We start from the raw sequence: 17,215 nt of genomic DNA on the forward strand, positions 1-17,215 counted from the left end.
AACTAGGCGGGTATTTATAATGAAGCAGTGGATCTTAAAGGTAATATCAATTTGCCTATTAACAGGAATGAGTAATGTTGCACTTGCAGCAAAAGAACAAACGGTGGTGCTTGTATCAATTGATGGTCTGCGTTGGGATTACATTGAAAAGCACGGTGCGCCAAATTTAAAGGCAATGGCCGATCGCGGCGTTCGCGCGCAAAAGTTAATACCTGTTTATCCTACTAAAACGTTTCCTAATCATATTTCTATTATTACGGGCTTACTTCCTGTCAATCACGGTATTGTTGATAATAACTTTTGCGATAAAGCCCGCAGAAATGAGTGTTACAGTATGGGTAAAGCACTTGGCGATAGCACTTGGGTAAAAGGTATTCCTCTTTGGAATTTAGCAAAAATGCAGGGGCTTAAATCAGCAACGTACTTTTGGCCTGAGTCGGATGCGTTATTTAACGGCATGACCCCCGATTACTTTTACCATTATTCTAAATATAGCGATTACCAAAGCCGTGTAGATCAAATTATTCAGTGGTTAAGTTTACCAAAAGCACAGCGCCCGCGTTTTATTGCAAGTTACTTTTCGTTGGTTGATAGCATGGGTCATGAATTTGGGCCAGACGCACCACAAACTCGAGATGCAGTTAAACAGCTTGATGAGTTGATGGGGCAATTACAAACTCGCTTACGCAAATTAGAGCAAGACGTAAACCTAGTAATTGTATCGGATCACGGTATGACGAGCGTAAACCCAGATAAAAGTATTGATGTAACAACATTGCCTCAAGATGAAAACTTTTTAGTTAAAAATACAGGCCCTCGTTTACTTATTTATACACAACCGAATGCTGAAAATGCTGATATAGCAGGCTATAAAGCGCGTTTAGAAAAAGCGGCTAAAGGACGTTATACCGTTTTAACTGATGAACAATTAGCAGGCTATCATTATAATAAAGGTACGCGTGTGGGCGATATCGTTGTACAAACCACAGCACCTGCGGTGTTTACTAATACTAAAAAGCCGATGTATTTAGGTACGCATGGCTATGCCTATACCGATGACATGGCTGCTACGTTTATAGCTAGTGGCCCTGCTTTTAAAGAAGGAATTAGCTTAGATAAAGTAAGTAATCTTGATATTTATCCTGTGCTTGCAAAAGTAATGGGTCTTAAATTATTAAGCAAAGTTGATGGTGACGGTAAAACGTTAATGCCCGCTATAAAGCAAAAAATGGTTGTACATTAAGCTTTACCAAAAAAGAGCGCTAAGCGCTCTTGGGGGAAGGTTATAATGTTTATTTTTTAAAAGTGGGTAATGGATAGCCCACTTTTATAAGCATTTATTTAAAATTGGCAATGCTTGTTTTAGTTGCTGTTACAGTGCGAATAGCATACGACTGGTTAGTTACACCAAATGGTATGTTATTTACACTCCAATTAGGATTAGAGAAGTAGTCGTACTGTGTTGCACTTCCATATACATGTGGATAGGCCATAATACTTGCAAACTCATTTTGTACACCGTGACCCATACCGTCAGTGTATACACCACCAGAAGTATCACCCTGTTTACGTGAATGTGCTAAGCCTTGGTTATGACCAAGTTCATGTACAAACGTAGTTGCACCACAATCAATAGCTGTAATTGAATACATGCGGTCGCTCATTGAGTTGTATAGGTTGCCGTTAGTACCTTGTCCAACCCATGCTAAACCACATGAAATAAGTCCATTTCCAGCACTTTCGCCAGTACCTAGTACGGCAATCATATCGGCTTTCCAATCGCTGCGTAAACCATCTACATAGCTGCTTTCGGTTACCGAATCAAGCCACTGCTCTGATGGTGTAATGGCATAGTCACCTAGGTTTTGTGTACCCGCTAAACGGAGCGTAATACCTACACCATTTTGGCTATAAACCTGATTTGTAAAGGCAATTAGCTGATTGATTTTAGTGTTGATATTACTAGTAGCCGCTGCTGACTGATCTGTATATAAAATACCGATATCAATAGTCTCTGCTTGTGCAACACTTGCTACACATAGTGCTGCTGCAACAGCGGTTGTAGTGATTACTTTTTTCATTATTGTATTTCCTTACTCTTAGTGTGGTTGATTTTTGGTGTTTAAAATATTGTCGCAACGGGTGCGCTCAAATTTTTAATTTGGTTAATTAGCCATCTATTTTTGGTGCAAATATGTCTACACCTTTTTCAATTTTAGGTTTAGGTGCCGTTACGTCATGCTCTATATGATTTTTATATAAATCACGTTTTGCAGCTATCCAGCCATACTTACCTTTACTTTCAAATACGTAATTACCCGAAGGTGCCGTAAATTGCCCGTATACGGCGTCTTTTCCTACGGTTAATACTGTGTTGTGCATTGCGCCATCTACGCCAACTACGCGGCCAAATATACTTTTATCACCGTTGCTTGATTCAATAACATTAGTGATCTCTGCTGTGAACGTTTCGGCTGTTTGAGGAATTGCTAAGTCGAAGTTTTCGCCCGCTTTTAATGCCTGCAATGAAGCTAAGTCAAATTCAATGTAAGCTTCATTATGTAAGTCAGTTGGTAACACTTTTGCATTTATAAGTACTTGTTTTGCTTTATTTGAGATGCGGTTTACAGCATCAAATTCATTAAATGTCATATTTTGTTTTGGGGCTGAAACCGCTTTGACATTAATAGGATCTTTACTCATATCAATAGGGGCTGGCGCATGTGTATTTTGTGTACGAAGAGTACTAACCGGCAGTAAGTCAATTGCTACAGGTGCAGTTGGTTCTGCAGTGTGGTCGGTATGAATAAATAGTTCATAAAGTGCAAATGCCGACAAGGGAATGGCAATAATTAAGACTGCAACTTTTTTCATCTGTTTCTCTTTTGGTGTTTTAAGTTAACTATTTGTTACTTTTTATAGCATAAATTAGATTAGATCAAGCGAATAAATGTAATCAAAAAGTGTTAAGCACTTTATTTTTAAATCCCTTATTAAACTTATGGTTATTTTTTATAGGTACAAATGTTGAGTGGTTATGTACTGATTTCTCCAGTGTTTTGGCGGGCTTTAGATTGTTTGTGATAACTTTTTTATTCTGTTTAATACAATAGTTTTATGTTGGTTTGGTCATTAATTTAGGTAAAAAATAAAAATGAATTTATTTCACTTTTTGTAGCGTAATAGTTAATTGCAAAGAAAATATTAGCCACGTATGTTGTGTACATAAAAATAAATATTAGAGAGATTTATGGCGGTTTCTGATCAGTTGCTTAATCGAATTACAGCAGGACTCGTAGCGGTTATTATTGGTTTTTCGAGTTCAATTGCGTTGATTTATCAAGTCGTAATTACCCTAGGAGGCACTCCTGATTTAGTTGCCAGCTGGATTTTAATGCTTGGTTTGGTTATGGGGCTTAGTTCCATTGGTTTATCGTATTATTATAAAGTGCCGGTATTAATTGCATGGTCTACTACTGGGGCTGCATTACTTATTTCAAGCGCTCAAGGGTATAACTTGAATGAAGCGATTGGTGCATTTATGTTATCGGCGTTGTTAGTTTTTTTGTCAGGCATAACGGGCTGGTTTGAAAAAATAATGAACCGTATTCCCAGTGAACTAGCATGTGCCATGCTTGCTGGTGTACTTGTTACGTTTGGCATTGACGTGTTTAATTTTATGAACGACATGCCTTTAGTGATTGGCTTAATGGTACTTATGTACTTTGTAGGTAAGCGATTTTTTGCCCGCTTTGCAATGCTTAGTGTACTTATTGTGGGTGTGTTACTGGCGTGGAGTATGGGAAATATTGATACGACTGCATTGCATTGGAAAATGAGCCAATTTACTTACACCGCTCCCATGTTTAACTTACAAGCATGTATTAGCATTGGTTTACCACTTTATATTGTCACCATGACGTCGCAAAATTTGCCCGGTATAGCCGTTCTCAAAGCACATAATTATAAAGTACCTATTTCTGCATCACTTAATGTGACAGGCTTCATTAATATTATAACTGCACCATTTGGGGCATATTCTATAAATTTAGCTGCAATAACCGCCGCTATTTGCATGAGCGAAGAAGCGGATAAAAACCCTGATAAGCGTTATTGGGCAAGTATTGCTGGTGGTGTTTTTTATATAATAATGGCGTTATGTGCTGCAACGTTAGTTGGGCTAGTTGCAACTTTACCACAAGCACTTATTTTGGCACTTGCAGGTATTGCACTGTTTGGCACTATTGCGAATAGTTTGCAGCAAGCATTGAATGGCTCGCAATATACTGAAGCTGCCATTGTAACATTTTTAGTTACAGCGTCAGATTTAACGCTGCTCTCGGTCGGATCTGCTTTTTGGGGAATTATCGCAGGTGTGTGCACGGTAATGATTACCCGAAAGGATTGAGTTAATACTTAATTGTTGTAGGTGAGGTTTTATACCTCGCTAATTTTTAAGCTTTTGCATGCGCGAAGTAAATTCGCATCTACAAGTTGGGTGTTTAATTGTTGTAGGTGAGGTTTTATACCTCGCTAATTTTTAAGCTTTTACATGCGCGAAGTAAATTCGCACCTATAAGTTGGGTGTTTGATTGTTGTAGGTGAGGTTTTATACCTCGCTAATTTTAAAATTTTTACAAGCGCGAAGTAAATTCGCACCTATAAGTTGGGTGCTTAATTGTTGTAGGTGAGGTTTTATACCTCGCTAATTTTTACAAGCGCGAAGTAAATTCGCACCTACAAGTTGGGTGTTTGATTGCTGTAGGTGAGGTTTTATACCTCGCTAATTTTTAACTTTTTACAAGCACGAAGTAAATTCGCACCTACAAGTTGGGTGTTTGATTGTTGTAGGTGAGGTTTTATACCTCGCTAATTTTTAACTTTTTACAAGCGCGAAGTAAATTCGCATCTACAAGTTGGGTGTTTGATTGTTGTAGGTGAGGTTTTATACCTCGCTAATTTTTACAAGCGCGAAGTAAATTCGCACCTACAAGTTGGGTGTTTGATTGCTGTAGGTGAGGTTTTATACCTCGCTAATTTTTAACTTTTTACAAGCACGAAGTAAATTCGCACCTATAAGTTGGGTGCTTAATTGTTGTAGGTGAGGTTTTATACCTCGCTAATTTTTAAGTTTTTGCATGCGCGAAGTAAATTCGCACCTACAAGTTGGGTGTTTGATTGTTGTAGGTGAGGTTTTATAAAATAAAAAGCGGTGTTAATGCTAACACCGCTTAAAAGCCACTATTTACTCGCAGTTATGAACGTTTATAACATCGGTTTTAGCACATCATATATGGCTTCAATGTGATCGTCTCGGTCATTGAGTGCCGCAATGTAACGGTATTTTTCGCCACCAGCTTCTTCAAAAATTTCACGATTTTCGCCTTCAAGTTCTTCAAGTGTTTCGAGGCAGTCAGCACTAAAAGCAGGGCTTATAATCGCTATGTCTTTAATTCCCTCACTTGGTAGGCTTTGAAGTGTTGCATCGGTATAAGGTTTTAACCATTCAGCTTTGCCAAAGCGGCTCTGAAATGTACTAATTACTTTATCTTTATCCAAGCCTAACTTTTCTACTACTAAGCGGGTCGTTTGTAAACACAAACAATGATACGGGTCGCCTCGTTCTAAGAATAGTTTAGGCATGCCGTGGTACGAAAAAACCAATTTTTGTGGCATGCCGTTGGCTTCTAAATCTTCACTGATGCTGTTTGCAAGCGATTCAATATAGCGTGTATTTTTATGATAGCCGTTTATAAAATGTAGCTCTGGTACCCAGCGCCATTTACGCAGTACGTTTGATACAGCATCAAACGTAGAACCCGTAGTTGGGCTCGAATATTGTGGATACATTGGCATTATAACAATACGTGTTAACCCCTTTTCACGTAAGGCTTCAAGGCCAGCTTCAATAGATGGATTGCCGTAGCGCATTGCCATAACAACTTCGGTATTGGTGTAGCCTTTTTCTTTTAGTAGGGTATTTAACTTAATACTTTGCTGGCGTGTAATATGGGTTAGTGGTGATCCGTTTTCGGTCCATATACTTTCATATAATTTGGCTGAACGCTTAGGGCGGACTCGTAAAATAATACCATGCAAAATAATCATCCATACTAGGCGTGGTATTTCTACAATACGGGGGTCTGATAAAAACTCTCGTAAGTAAATACGCAGTGCTGCAGCCGTCGGCGCATCAGGACTACCTAAGTTGGTAAGCAATATTCCCGTTTTTTGGTTAAAACGCTGATCGTGGGGATTGTCGGTAACGGCAGAAAATCGCGACACGGTGTGCTCCTTCAAGCAAAGTCATTAATTTATTTTAGACACATTGTAACGAAAAAAACTGCGATTTAGATCAATCATTTAGCGGTTTTAACCATTATTCTAAATGGAGTCGGCTTTTTGGCTTCAAGCTGTTGGAGTTTTTCGATTGATTTGCGGCTAAATATATGGCCTTTTGGTAATAGCATTATGCCTGTGTGGCTATGCAGAGCGTGTCCTAAAATCATGTTCTCTTTCAGTTCGCTAGCATTACAAATAAGTATTGAACCAGCTGAGCTTTTTTGCTCACGCATTTTTGTTTGACTAGCCTCAAGAGCACGTACAATTTTAGGGTGATAAAATGTACCGCTATAAAGCTTTACAGTATCGAGCGCATGTACATGGCGGTCTTGCTCATTTGCGGCATTACTTTGTTCAAAAGCATCCCAGTAATCACGCGCTAAACCCAACACCATTGCGCCAATCGGTATATCGTTGCCGGCTAAGCCTTTTGGCATGCCATTCCCGTTATAACGCTCAAACTGATGGTAAATAGCGTCAGAAACATCATGTAAATGTGTTGCTGGCATTAGCATTAATTGCGCTGTGCTTGGGTGCGTATAAAATGTTTTACGCTGCGACTCGCTTAATTTATTGACTGGTTTTTTATAAAGATCAGGATCCATGGCAAGTAACCCTATTTGCGCTAAGTAGCCAGCCATCGGCGCAAGATCGATACTTTTCTGCGATAAATTTAAATAAAGCGCTATTTGGGTGCAGGTATTGGCAATGTTTTGTGCCCTATTTCCATCGAGATAAGGGTTTGCATTTATAAAGTTATATAAAAGCTCGACGGTTGATTTATGCTCTATCTTTTCTCGTTCACTTGCTTCTTCTAATTGTTTTAAAACTTGTTTGATTTGTTTAGTTCGTTTTTCTACGCGTTGTTCAAGATCATTGTTTAATTCGATAAGCTCTAAGTTTTGAGTTTTTACTTGTTCTTCAAGTATTTGATTTTGTTTTTTTAGCTGAAATTTTTCAAGGCTATTATTAATGCTGCCAAGTAGCAGATCGTTTTGCCAAGGCTTTTGGATATAACCGCTTATTTGACCTTGGTTAACTGCGGCTAAGGTCGTTTCTATGTCGGCATACCCTGTTAATAAAATACGCTGTGTGTCAGGCGCTAGCTTACGGGCTTGCTCTAAAAACTGTGCGCCATTCATTTTTGGCATGCGCATATCGCTGATGATTAAGCCAAATTCGTGGTTTTTTAAATGTGTTAAAGCTGTTTCGGGGTTACTGCACGCGATCGCCGTTAGTTTGTTTGTTTTTAGTAAACGGGTGAGTGAACGCAATACTATTTCATCATCGTCAACGCATAGTACATCAATGTGAGTCATGGCAGCTTTTTTAGCTGTGTCTGTCATAGCTTTATCCTTACAAGTCAATAATGTATTTTTTATTTAAGATTACTTTATTAAAGCGTAGCTCAAAAAATCACTCCAGTTACATAATTGTCAAAGATGATTAGGGCGCGTTGATCTTTGTGGATTAAAATTAGTCCCTAGAAAGAACCTTTCGGGCAGCGCATGTTTGGTATTTATGCTGCGTTATCGCCTACTTATGGATAATAACCACACTACATGGCCTTGCCTAAAAACCAAGCGGTCTACTGCAAGTTCAACCACCAAAGAGCAACACGCCCTAAATGTTTATGCTTAAAGTTAATTGCTGAGTAGTCGGCAAGTTAAAAATGCTTGTTTACGCTATATGCTATTTTCGACGAAGAAATAAAAGTAAATAGTGCCTTAGACTAAGTTACGAGTATTTTTTGTTCATTACCCGTCAAAACAGACAATAACCATTATAATTCACATTGTAAACAAAACGTTAAATCTGGTAATTTGAAAATTAATACCTGTTTTGTATGTATTTAACGCACTTTTAAGTGTTTTTTTCTTATGTTATAAAATATTTGCATAATTACACCATTTTTTATTTCTTTTTATTTGTATATGTTGCTAGGATGTTTGCACAGGCTGCTAATAAAGTGGTTTAAATAATTTATAAGAACACACAAAAAAACAGGGTCGTCACTATGTCAACATACCGTTTAAATACACTTGCTGTAGCCGTTGCTTTTGCGTTTAGCGCACCAAGCATTGTTAACGCAGAAGAAGCACCAGTGCAAGCTGCTAAAAACATAGAGCAAATATCTGTATTAGGATCGCGTGTATCTAACCGCACCTCTACAGAGTCTTCTTCTCCTATTGATTTAATTGACGCGGATGATTTAACTAAAGGTGGTTTTACCGAATTAGGCCAAAGCCTTCAAGCGACAGCGCCTTCATTTAACTTTTCGCGTACACAAGTATCAGACGGTTCTGATTTATTTAGACCCGCAACACTTCGCGGCTTACAACCAGATCAAACCCTTGTATTAGTAAATGGTAAACGTCGTCATAACCAATCAATTTTTGGCCTTAACGGTACAGTAGGTGCAGGCGCTGCGGGTACTGATATGAATGCCATTCCGCTAACGGCGCTTAAAGGCGTTGAAGTATTACGCGACGGCGCTGCAGCGCAGTATGGCTCTGACGCGATTGCAGGTGTTATTAACTTATCTCTTAATAACTCAACCGGTATTACAACGGGTTTTGTACAATACGGCGGCACAAGTGAAGGTGACGGCGACACTATTTCAGCAGGTTTAAACCGTGGTTTTGAATTAGGTAACGAAGGCGGCTTTATTAACCTATCGCTTGAGTACCGTGATGCCGACGGCACTAATCGTGCAGAGCGCGATACAGGTGGTTCGCTTAATGTTGAACCAGGTACGCTAAGTGAAGATGTACGCTGGGGCCAAGGTAACTCAGAAAGTGAATTTACGTCGTTATTTTACAACATGGCATTACCAATGGGCGACGGTGAGCTTTACTCGTTTGGTGGCTACTCAGAGCGCACGGCGCTGGGTAATGGTTTTTACCGTAACTTTAACGAAGCCTCTAAAAACGTAACACAAGTATACAGTGATGGTTTTTTACCGCGCATATATAATGAAGCACAAGATATTTCAGTCGCGCTTGGTTTTAAAGGCGATATAAACACAGATTGGACTTACGATGTATCGGCTGTTTATGGTGAAAACCAATACGATTTTACATCACGCAATACATTAAACGCTTCTTACGCGGCTGAGTATTTATTTAATAACCCAAGTGCAAGCGATACCGATATTGCAGCAAACTCAGGCCCTACTGGCGGTTACTCAGGTGGTTTTAGATTTGATCAAACAACGGTTAACCTTGATGTAAACGGTATTGTAGATATTGGCCGTAGTGAGCCTTTATATGTAACAGTAGGTGCCGAATACCGTAAAGAAAACTACGAAATAGTGCCTGGCGATGAAGCATCATACGCGTGTGGGTTAGCAAATATGGATACCTCGTACCCATCAGTAAACGATCCGGATCAATTTGCACAGTGTGGTTTTCAAGCTTATAACGGCCTACGCCCTGAAGCGGCTAACGACAGCGACCGTAACAGCTACGCAGTTTATGTAGATGTAGAAACCATGATCACCGACGCATGGAACGTAAGTGGAGCACTACGCTATGAAGATTTCTCAGATGCTGGGGATGATTTAATTGGTAAATTAGCAACACGTTATGAATTTTCAGATGACTTTGCAGTACGTGGTGCACTGTCTACTGGTTTTAGAGCGCCATCACTTCAACAAAGTGGTTATACAGCTTTTACAACTAACTTAGGCTCAGACGGTACCTTAACGCAGTCGTTCACGGCAAACACTGGGACCGCTTTCCCAAGTGCGTTAGGCGTCGATAGCTTAGAGCTTGAAACATCAACAAACTACAGTGCAGGTTTTGTTTACGATGTAACAAGCGAGCTTTCGTTAACGGTTGATTTTTACCGTGTAGAAATTGAAGACCGTATTACGCTTGGCAGCTTACTTTCGGCTGACGACGTATCGTTTAGCTCTGAAGCGGTTGCAGCGCTACAAGCAACGGGAGCTGTGCAAGCTAACTACTTCTCAAACTCGGTTGATTCTACTACGCAAGGTGTTGATATTATTGCATCGTACCGCACTGAAGTTGAAGGCGGCAATTTAGGAGTAACCTTTGCAGGTAACCTAAACGATACTAAAATTGACAGCGTAAATGCAAAAGACGGTATTCCTGAAGCGGTTGCTTTTGATGATTTACAACGTAGCTTTTTTACCGACGGACAACCGAGCGAACGTGCAACGCTTACGTTTGACTACGAACGCGATGCCTACACATCAACCATTCGCTTTAACTACTTTGGCGAAACAGACGTAAAATACTTTGGTAACGACCATATTTCATTACCAGGTGAGCTTTCGCCTACGGGTTCATTTAAACCAACAAGTACAGTTGAGTCTGCTGTGTTAGTTGATTTAAATGTAAGCTACCAAATTAACGACATGTTTGCGCTTTCGGTTGGTGCCGATAACGTATTTGACGAAACGCCAGATGAATTAGGTGATGACGAAGTACTTAACTTTATCACCAACGGCGCATTTAAATACCCTGTACGTGCATTGCCATACGGTTTTGACGGCAGAACGTATTATGCAAAAGTAAGCTTTAGTTTTTAATTTATAAAGTAAACTAAAGTAATATTAAGCGCAGTTATTAACTGCGCTTTTTTTATGCTTTTTTATTATAAAAAAGTACCTGTTGGGCATTAAAAATACTTGCGCGGTTGAAAATTAAGCCTACAATCGCCATCTCTTAAATAGGCTAATATAAAAGCCTCTTTATTATTTAACTTAAAATAACCATTAGTTGATAGGAAATATATGACTAAAAAATCTAAAGCAAAAACCGCAAACACCAGCGCGGTAGACACAGGACGAGGCGTTATAAACCACAATGCACTAGCAGCGTTGGTAACCTCTAAATTATTTAAACCACAGGTGGTTAAAGCTAAAAAAGGCAAAGGTTCGTTTAAACGTAGCAACAAGCATTCAGGACAAGAGTCCTATTTAATCGCCGCTTAAATAGCACCGATCAAATAGGGCTTTCGCCAGCGCAGAACTAACTCACGCGAGAAGCATCGTTTTTAATTTTAAAGTCTGTTTTTCATTTTAAATATGACGAGCTGCACTCGTTACGCCAGCAAGCTGCGCGTCTACAAGGGAATGATTATTGAGCTGCGGTTATGATTTCTTGTAGGCGTAGAGCTTGCTCACGCGAGAAGCGCAGCTTCTAATCTAAAGTCTGTTTTTCATTTTAAATATGACGAGCTGCACTCGTTACGCCAGCAAGCTGCGCGTCTACAGGGGAATGATCATTGAGCTGCGGTTACGATTTCTTGTAGGCGCAGAACTAACTCACGCGAGAAGCATCGTTTTTAATTTTAAAGTCTGTTTTTCATTTTAAATATGACGAGCTGCACTCGTTACGCCAGCAAGCTGCGCGTCTACAGGGGAATGATCATTGAGCTGCGGTTACGATTTCTTGTAGGCGTAGAGCTTGCTCACGCGAGAAACGCAGCTTCTAATCGAAAGTCTGTTTTTCATTTTAAAATATGACAAGCTGCACTCGTTACGCCAGCAAGCTGCGCGTCTACAAGGGAATCATCTTGAGCTGTGGTTACGATTTTTGTAGGCGTAGAGCTTGCTCACGTTAGAAGCAAAGCTTCTCATTACTTAATATCCTAAAAACTGCGTTTTTACACGCCAGCAAGCTGCGCGTCTACAGGCTATTCCAGTCTTGTTACTTTTACTTTTATTTTTCCTGCGTTCGCACCATAAAAGCGGCTTAAGTCGTTTGCAAATGGGCAAAACTCACCAGATTTAGTAATTTTAATATCAGCGCCGTCAGCTATTTTAAATAGGTGCTCGTCGTTTTTATTAATCGCTCCTATCAACGAAAACCATTGTGCATGAGGCAATCGTCTAAACGGTTCAAGCACTGCCATTGGGATTTCTTTTACGCCAAGCTTCACATTATCGCGATGCCAACCTATTGGTGTGCACTTTATACCATCGTCAAACCAGTATTGATTTAGATATGGGGTAAAACGGTAAGTAGCGCCTTGCTCTAGCATAAGGCCAGTTGCATTGTATTGCTCACTAGCAAATACTATTACATCTTGGCTTTGGTTAACGCTCAGCACATTCATGTTTTGATTAGCCAGTTCTATATGTTGGCTTAAACCAATAAAGCTAAGCGTGGTGTTGTCGTTATAGCTAATTTTGTAATGCAGTTTTTTAAGCGATTCTGGGCGGTAACTGGTTAGCTTGTTAATACGCTCTGCAACGCTGTGATGCACTAAAGGTTTAAGATTGCTAGCTTCGTTATCTATAAGTACATAGCATTCTCTGTCTACCAGTTTAAATAAGGGGTTAAACCAAAAGTAATTTTGCTGATGACTTAATGCGAGCGGATCAGGAATAACCGTCACATCATCTTGCGCAACTAAGTTGTTATCGGGTAGTAGTGTTGTGTAATCTATATCGTTGCTAGTTAATAACGAAATATTAAGCGGTTGCTCTATTAACCACTCAAGTGCATAACGCAAGCTAATATCGGCTAGGCCATCGCGGTAGTAACCACCACCAATGTCTGAATGCGCGCCAGCAAACCACAGCTCGGTAATATTATTTTGATGGTTCATTAGTGTGGGTTCAAAGGCGCGGCGTTTTTCGTCAAGCGATACACAGTGCAGAGCTTGAGATACGTTTGTGGCTATGGTGTGGTTTTCAAAAATAACATGTTCAGCGCCGCGCGTTGCTTTACTTACTTTTGATAAGCCAATTGAGGCTACTGTATCAAATACACAAAGGTAGACTCGTTCACATATTAATAACTCCAGACATTTTGCAAAGCGCCTGGCAAGTGCTGCACCTCGACTAAAACCTGTTAAAAGTAGTGAATCGCCTAGTTGGTAATGAGTTTTAAAATCGGTTAAAGCCTGATTTAAAATACTGGCTACATCGTCACCACGAGGTGCAAATGTTTGGTTTAATACACGCTTTAAGCGACTACCTTTAGTGCCTATCCCTTGATAATAAAAACTGAGTTGGTTTGACTGTGCGGTAATGGGGGAGTCTTCTAATTTACCGCCAAGCAGTAAGTGTAATTTTAGAATATTAGAAATACTGGCGTCTTCTTTAAAGTGTTCTGAGCTAAATTGCTCTGCGTCACGGGGCTCATTCCCTGTGCCATCAAAGTTGAAAATTAGCGTTTTGCCCGTCATAACCCAATTTCCTTAGTTGTTTTAAATACTCTACACAGACAATGTTAAAAATTAAAGACAGTGATAACGCTCACTGCCTTTAATTTAAATCGCCTTTAATGTAACTTCATTTTTGGGCGCACTACACGCAGTACTTTTTCGCTTATCCATAATGCAAAGGTTTTTGCACTGCCGTGAATGGCGCGTTGATGCATTCTATAAAGCGATATATACATAAAGCGGGCAATTTTACCTTCAATAAAAAAGGTATTACTGGTGAGGTTACCCATTAAATTACCCACAGTACTGTAGCTTGATAAATTAACAAGTGAGCCATGGTCGCTATACTTAAAACCGCGTAGTGGTTGCTGTTTTAGCGTGGCGATAAGGTTTTTTTCGACGCACTGCGCCATTTGGTGCGCCGATTGTGCGCGTGGTGGTACTTGCTTACCATCTGCCTGCGTAAATGCGCAGCAATCGCCTAACACAAAAATGCTTTCATCAACGGTGCTTTGTAAAAACTCGTTTACTTGAATTTGGTTGCTGCGGGTCAACTCAAAAACACCTAAATCTTTTATAAAATCAGGCGCTTTTACGCCTGCTGCCCACACCATAATATCGGCATCAATGTGTTCTTCATCTTTGGTGATAAAGCCTTGTGCGGTGCCTTCTTTTACTTGCGTTTGCTCACGTACGTTTACGCCGAGTTTTAATAGTTCGCGTTTGGCGCTGGTGGCTATGCGCTCTGGTAATGCAGGTAAAATACGCGGGCCTGCCTCTATTAAATGTATATGTAAACGTTTAGACGACATATTTGTTAAGCCATACAACTTTAATAGCTCAGACACATGGTAAAGCTCAGCTGAGAGTTCAACACCGGTAGCACCGCCGCCTACAATGGCGATATTGAGCGATTGTTGTTGATTGTCGTCCTGATGAAGGCGCGTAAAGCTGTCGAGTAATGAATGCTGAAAGCGTTCTGCTTGTTGGCTTGAGTCTAAAAAGTAACAATGCTCTTTTATACCTGGGGTATTAAAGTCGTTACTTACGCTGCCAATGGCAATAACAAGGTGATCGTAGCGTACCGTGCGCCCAGGTAAAATGGTGTGGCCTAACTCGTCGTTGAGCGGGGAGAGAGTAATTGTTTTATTGCTTTGGTCTATATTGCAAAAAGTACCAAGTTGAAAACGGTAATGATGTTTTGCGGCATGGGCTGAGTACACAACGCCATCTAAATCGGGGTCAATAGAGCCTGTCGCTACTTCGTGCAGTAACGGCTTCCATATGTGGGTACGGTTTTTGTCTATTAACAGTATATCTGCTTGGTTTTTTTTCCCTAGTTTATGCCCTAGTTGGGTTGCAAGCTCTAGCCCGCCAGCACCACCGCCAATAACGACGATTTTAGGTATTGTAATACTCATAACGTTGCCCTTAAAAATAATATACCCAAATAATCTGTATTATTTTTAGTGTTTTGAGGTTATTTGGGTATTATGAAAATTATTTTTGGCAAACGTAATAACATACTCTTTAGTGAGGTTATTTTGCGCTTAAATAAAGGATATGTCAGCAAAAAATGATGATTAAAGGCATATAAGTTATACTCACTTTTTTATCGCTTAGCTGTGCAGTTAAATCGCTGTTTGAAAAACAACGAAAAGGGTATTTATGACCACGCCATTAATTCAGTCACTTGAACAACATTTTGGTTTTAGCCAATTTAGAACAGGGCAGCAACAAACTATAGAGCAGCTTTTAAATGGTCAATCGTCGTTGGCTATATTTCCGACCGGCTCGGGTAAATCGTTGTGTTACCAACTCACTGCTTTGCACTTACCTAATTTAACCTTAGTGGTTTCGCCTTTACTTGCGTTGATGAAAGATCAAATTAGCTTTTTAAATAGCAAAGGTATTTATGCTGCAAGCCTTGATTCGAGCCAAGATCAAATGCAAAGCAGCACTGTAATGAACGACGTGCGAAACGGTAAAATTAAAGTATTAATGGTCTCGGTTGAGCGATTTAAAAACGAACGCTTTAGAGAATTTATAAGCCAAGTGGCGCTTTCTATGCTGGTGGTAGACGAAGCGCACTGTATATCTGAATGGGGCCATAACTTTAGACCCGACTACCTTAAACTGCCACGTTACCGCGAAGAGCTTAATATTCCTTTAGTGTTGTTGCTTACTGCAACGGCCACTAAAAAAGTAAAACGCGATATGGCAGAGCGATTTGCTATATCGCCTGAGTGCATTGTACAAACGGGCTTTTACCGCGCTAATTTAGATTTAAGCGTGTTGAGTGTTAAAACAGCCGATAAAAATACCGAGCTTACCAACATTGTGCGCGCGCAAAATGGCCCTGGTATTGTGTATGTAACGCTACAGCAAAGCGCAGAGCAAGTCGCTAATGTGCTAAGCGCGCAAGGTATTCACGCTGTTGCTTACCATGCAGGGCTTGAAGATACGCTACGCTGGCAAATTCAAGATGACTTTATGGCGGGTAAAATTAACGTAGTGGTGGCTACCATTGCCTTTGGTATGGGCGTTGATAAGTCGGACATTCGCTTTGTTATACATTATGACTTACCTAAATCGATAGAAAACTACAGCCAAGAAATTGGCCGTGCAGGGCGCGATGGCAATCCATCAGATTGCTACACCCTTGCCAATTTAGATGGGCTAAATACGGTTGAAAACTTTGTATATGGCGACACCCCAGAGCTTAGCGGTATTGAATACGTAATTAACGATATTCGCCAAAGCCACCAGCAATGGGAAATGCAAGAGTACAGCCTTTCAAGCGAAAGCAATATTAGGCAACTGGCCCTTAAAACCTTGCTAGTACAACTAGAAATGCAAGGCGCAATAACGCCACAATATGCCTACTATGCCGATTTTAAATACAAATTTTTGGTTGATAAAAACGAGCTACTAAGCCAGTTTGACCAGCAGCGCCAAGCATTTTTAACACAAATATTTAGCCATACCGATTTTAAAAAAATATGGGGTACGCTAAATTTTGACTCCCTTACACAAGCCGCGCAGGTTGATCGAAAACGTGTAGTGGCTGCTCTTGACTACCTAGCCGAAAAAAACCTAATAACGCTTGAAACCAAACGTATTACCCAAGTATACAAAGTGCATGGAGAGGTTATAAATAACCCTGAACTTGCCCAGCAACTGCACGACTACTTTAGCGATAAAGAACAGGCCGAAATTAAACGTATTGCTGCACTGGTTCGCTTTTTTGAGCTACAAAGTTGCTTAAGCTATAACTTAGCGCGCTATTTTGACGATCAAAATGCACCTGAGCAATGCGGGCATTGTAGTGTGTGTAGAGGCCATGCGGTTAAGCTTGAATACTCTATAGAGCCTGCCTATATTGACGAGCAACTTATTTATCAAAAGGTAGATGAGTTTTTAGCGCATATGGCAGGTAAGGGTAATCATAATGTGGGTATTGAAACCCAATGCCGCTTTTTAGCGGGGATGAGTGTGCCGTTATTTGCGCGTAATAAAGTGCGCCAGCTGAGTGGTTTTGCACTGTGCGAGCAGATGCGTTACAGCGAAATTAAAGCAACACTTCTTGCTAGATAGGTATTTAAATAATTACCAAACCAGAATAACGATAAAAATGTTAAATTTTTGTTTGTTTTCTCGTGGTTTAACTATACTCAACGTGGATATCTCGTTCACACATAGATGATGTGAGCATCGAGACTTCAAA

At 40.1% G+C, this 17,215-nt stretch carries 11 protein-coding genes; 5 read left to right on the forward strand and 6 right to left on the reverse strand.

Annotated elements, in window-relative coordinates; translation table 11 throughout:
* The first annotated feature begins 19 nt into the window (after positions 1 to 19).
* Positions 20 to 1,243: an alkaline phosphatase family protein gene (locus tag LOS73_RS04345; protein WP_033030035.1), complete on the forward strand. Its 1,224-nt coding sequence runs from the start codon at positions 20 to 22 to the stop codon at positions 1,241 to 1,243.
* 94 nt (positions 1,244 to 1,337) lie between these two features.
* On the opposite strand, the gene LOS73_RS04350 is transcribed toward LOS73_RS04345, so the two are convergent.
* Positions 1,338 to 2,081, reverse strand: a complete 744-nt coding sequence (locus LOS73_RS04350; protein ID WP_007378991.1) for a reprolysin-like metallopeptidase — start codon at positions 2,079 to 2,081, stop codon at positions 1,338 to 1,340.
* 88 nt (positions 2,082 to 2,169) lie between these two features.
* Positions 2,170 to 2,874, reverse strand: a complete 705-nt coding sequence (locus LOS73_RS04355) for a hypothetical protein (protein WP_457934536.1) — start codon at positions 2,872 to 2,874, stop codon at positions 2,170 to 2,172.
* Positions 2,875 to 3,250: 376 nt separating this feature from the next.
* Here LOS73_RS04355 and LOS73_RS04360 point away from each other — a divergent pair, with 376 nt between their 5' ends.
* The gene (locus tag LOS73_RS04360) at positions 3,251 to 4,408 is read left to right on the forward strand and encodes a benzoate/H(+) symporter BenE family transporter (protein ID WP_008139254.1); all 1,158 of its coding nucleotides are present in this window, start codon (positions 3,251 to 3,253) and stop codon (positions 4,406 to 4,408) included.
* Positions 4,409 to 5,265: 857 nt separating this feature from the next.
* Here LOS73_RS04360 and hemH read toward each other — a convergent pair.
* Both hemH and LOS73_RS04370 read right to left on the reverse strand, forming a co-directional pair.
* Positions 5,266 to 6,285 (reverse strand): ferrochelatase, encoded by a 1,020-nt coding sequence (hemH, locus tag LOS73_RS04365; RefSeq protein WP_008139258.1) that lies wholly within the window; start codon positions 6,283 to 6,285, stop codon positions 5,266 to 5,268.
* Between the two features lie 74 nt (positions 6,286 to 6,359).
* On the reverse strand, positions 6,360 to 7,688 hold the full coding sequence (locus LOS73_RS04370) for an HD domain-containing phosphohydrolase (protein ID WP_457934537.1): 1,329 nt from the start codon (positions 7,686 to 7,688) through the stop codon (positions 6,360 to 6,362).
* Between the two features lie 671 nt (positions 7,689 to 8,359).
* Between LOS73_RS04370 and LOS73_RS04375 the strand changes: the two genes are divergently transcribed.
* Complete coding sequence (locus LOS73_RS04375) at positions 8,360 to 10,900, forward strand: TonB-dependent receptor plug domain-containing protein (protein WP_457934538.1); 2,541 nt, start codon at positions 8,360 to 8,362, stop codon at positions 10,898 to 10,900.
* A 204-nt stretch (positions 10,901 to 11,104) separates the two neighbouring features.
* Positions 11,105 to 11,305: a ribosome alternative rescue factor ArfA gene (gene arfA, locus LOS73_RS04380; RefSeq protein ID WP_033028674.1), complete on the forward strand. Its 201-nt coding sequence runs from the start codon at positions 11,105 to 11,107 to the stop codon at positions 11,303 to 11,305.
* A 704-nt stretch (positions 11,306 to 12,009) separates the two neighbouring features.
* Here arfA and LOS73_RS04385 read toward each other — a convergent pair.
* Positions 12,010 to 13,509 (reverse strand): phospholipase effector Tle1 domain-containing protein, encoded by a 1,500-nt coding sequence (locus LOS73_RS04385; protein WP_457934539.1) that lies wholly within the window; start codon positions 13,507 to 13,509, stop codon positions 12,010 to 12,012.
* A 95-nt stretch (positions 13,510 to 13,604) separates the two neighbouring features.
* Positions 13,605 to 14,909, reverse strand: coding sequence for an NAD(P)/FAD-dependent oxidoreductase (locus tag LOS73_RS04390; RefSeq protein WP_096794238.1), 1,305 nt, complete (start codon positions 14,907 to 14,909; stop codon positions 13,605 to 13,607).
* A 247-nt stretch (positions 14,910 to 15,156) separates the two neighbouring features.
* Here LOS73_RS04390 and LOS73_RS04395 point away from each other — a divergent pair, with 247 nt between their 5' ends.
* Positions 15,157 to 17,085 (forward strand): RecQ family ATP-dependent DNA helicase, encoded by a 1,929-nt coding sequence (locus LOS73_RS04395; RefSeq protein ID WP_457934540.1) that lies wholly within the window; start codon positions 15,157 to 15,159, stop codon positions 17,083 to 17,085.
* Positions 17,086 to 17,215: the final 130 nt, after the last annotated feature.

This window comes from Pseudoalteromonas sp. SCSIO 43210 (assembly GCF_054133285.1).

Excerpts from the sequence above, each read along its gene's own strand:
- LOS73_RS04345 (WP_033030035.1), top strand. The coding sequence starts at position 20 with ATGAAGCAGTGGATCTTAAAGGTAATATCAATTTGCCTATTAACAGGA.
- LOS73_RS04350 (WP_007378991.1), bottom strand. The coding sequence starts at position 2,081 with ATGAAAAAAGTAATCACTACAACCGCTGTTGCAGCAGCACTATGTGTA.
- LOS73_RS04355 (WP_457934536.1), bottom strand. The coding sequence starts at position 2,874 with ATGAAAAAAGTTGCAGTCTTAATTATTGCCATTCCCTTGTCGGCATTT.
- LOS73_RS04360 (WP_008139254.1), top strand. The coding sequence starts at position 3,251 with ATGGCGGTTTCTGATCAGTTGCTTAATCGAATTACAGCAGGACTCGTA.
- LOS73_RS04370 (WP_457934537.1), bottom strand. The coding sequence starts at position 7,688 with ATGACAGACACAGCTAAAAAAGCTGCCATGACTCACATTGATGTACTA.
- LOS73_RS04375 (WP_457934538.1), top strand. The coding sequence starts at position 8,360 with ATGTCAACATACCGTTTAAATACACTTGCTGTAGCCGTTGCTTTTGCG.
- arfA (WP_033028674.1), top strand. The coding sequence starts at position 11,105 with ATGACTAAAAAATCTAAAGCAAAAACCGCAAACACCAGCGCGGTAGAC.
- LOS73_RS04385 (WP_457934539.1), bottom strand. The coding sequence starts at position 13,509 with ATGACGGGCAAAACGCTAATTTTCAACTTTGATGGCACAGGGAATGAG.
- LOS73_RS04390 (WP_096794238.1), bottom strand. The coding sequence starts at position 14,909 with ATGAGTATTACAATACCTAAAATCGTCGTTATTGGCGGTGGTGCTGGC.
- LOS73_RS04395 (WP_457934540.1), top strand. The coding sequence starts at position 15,157 with ATGACCACGCCATTAATTCAGTCACTTGAACAACATTTTGGTTTTAGC.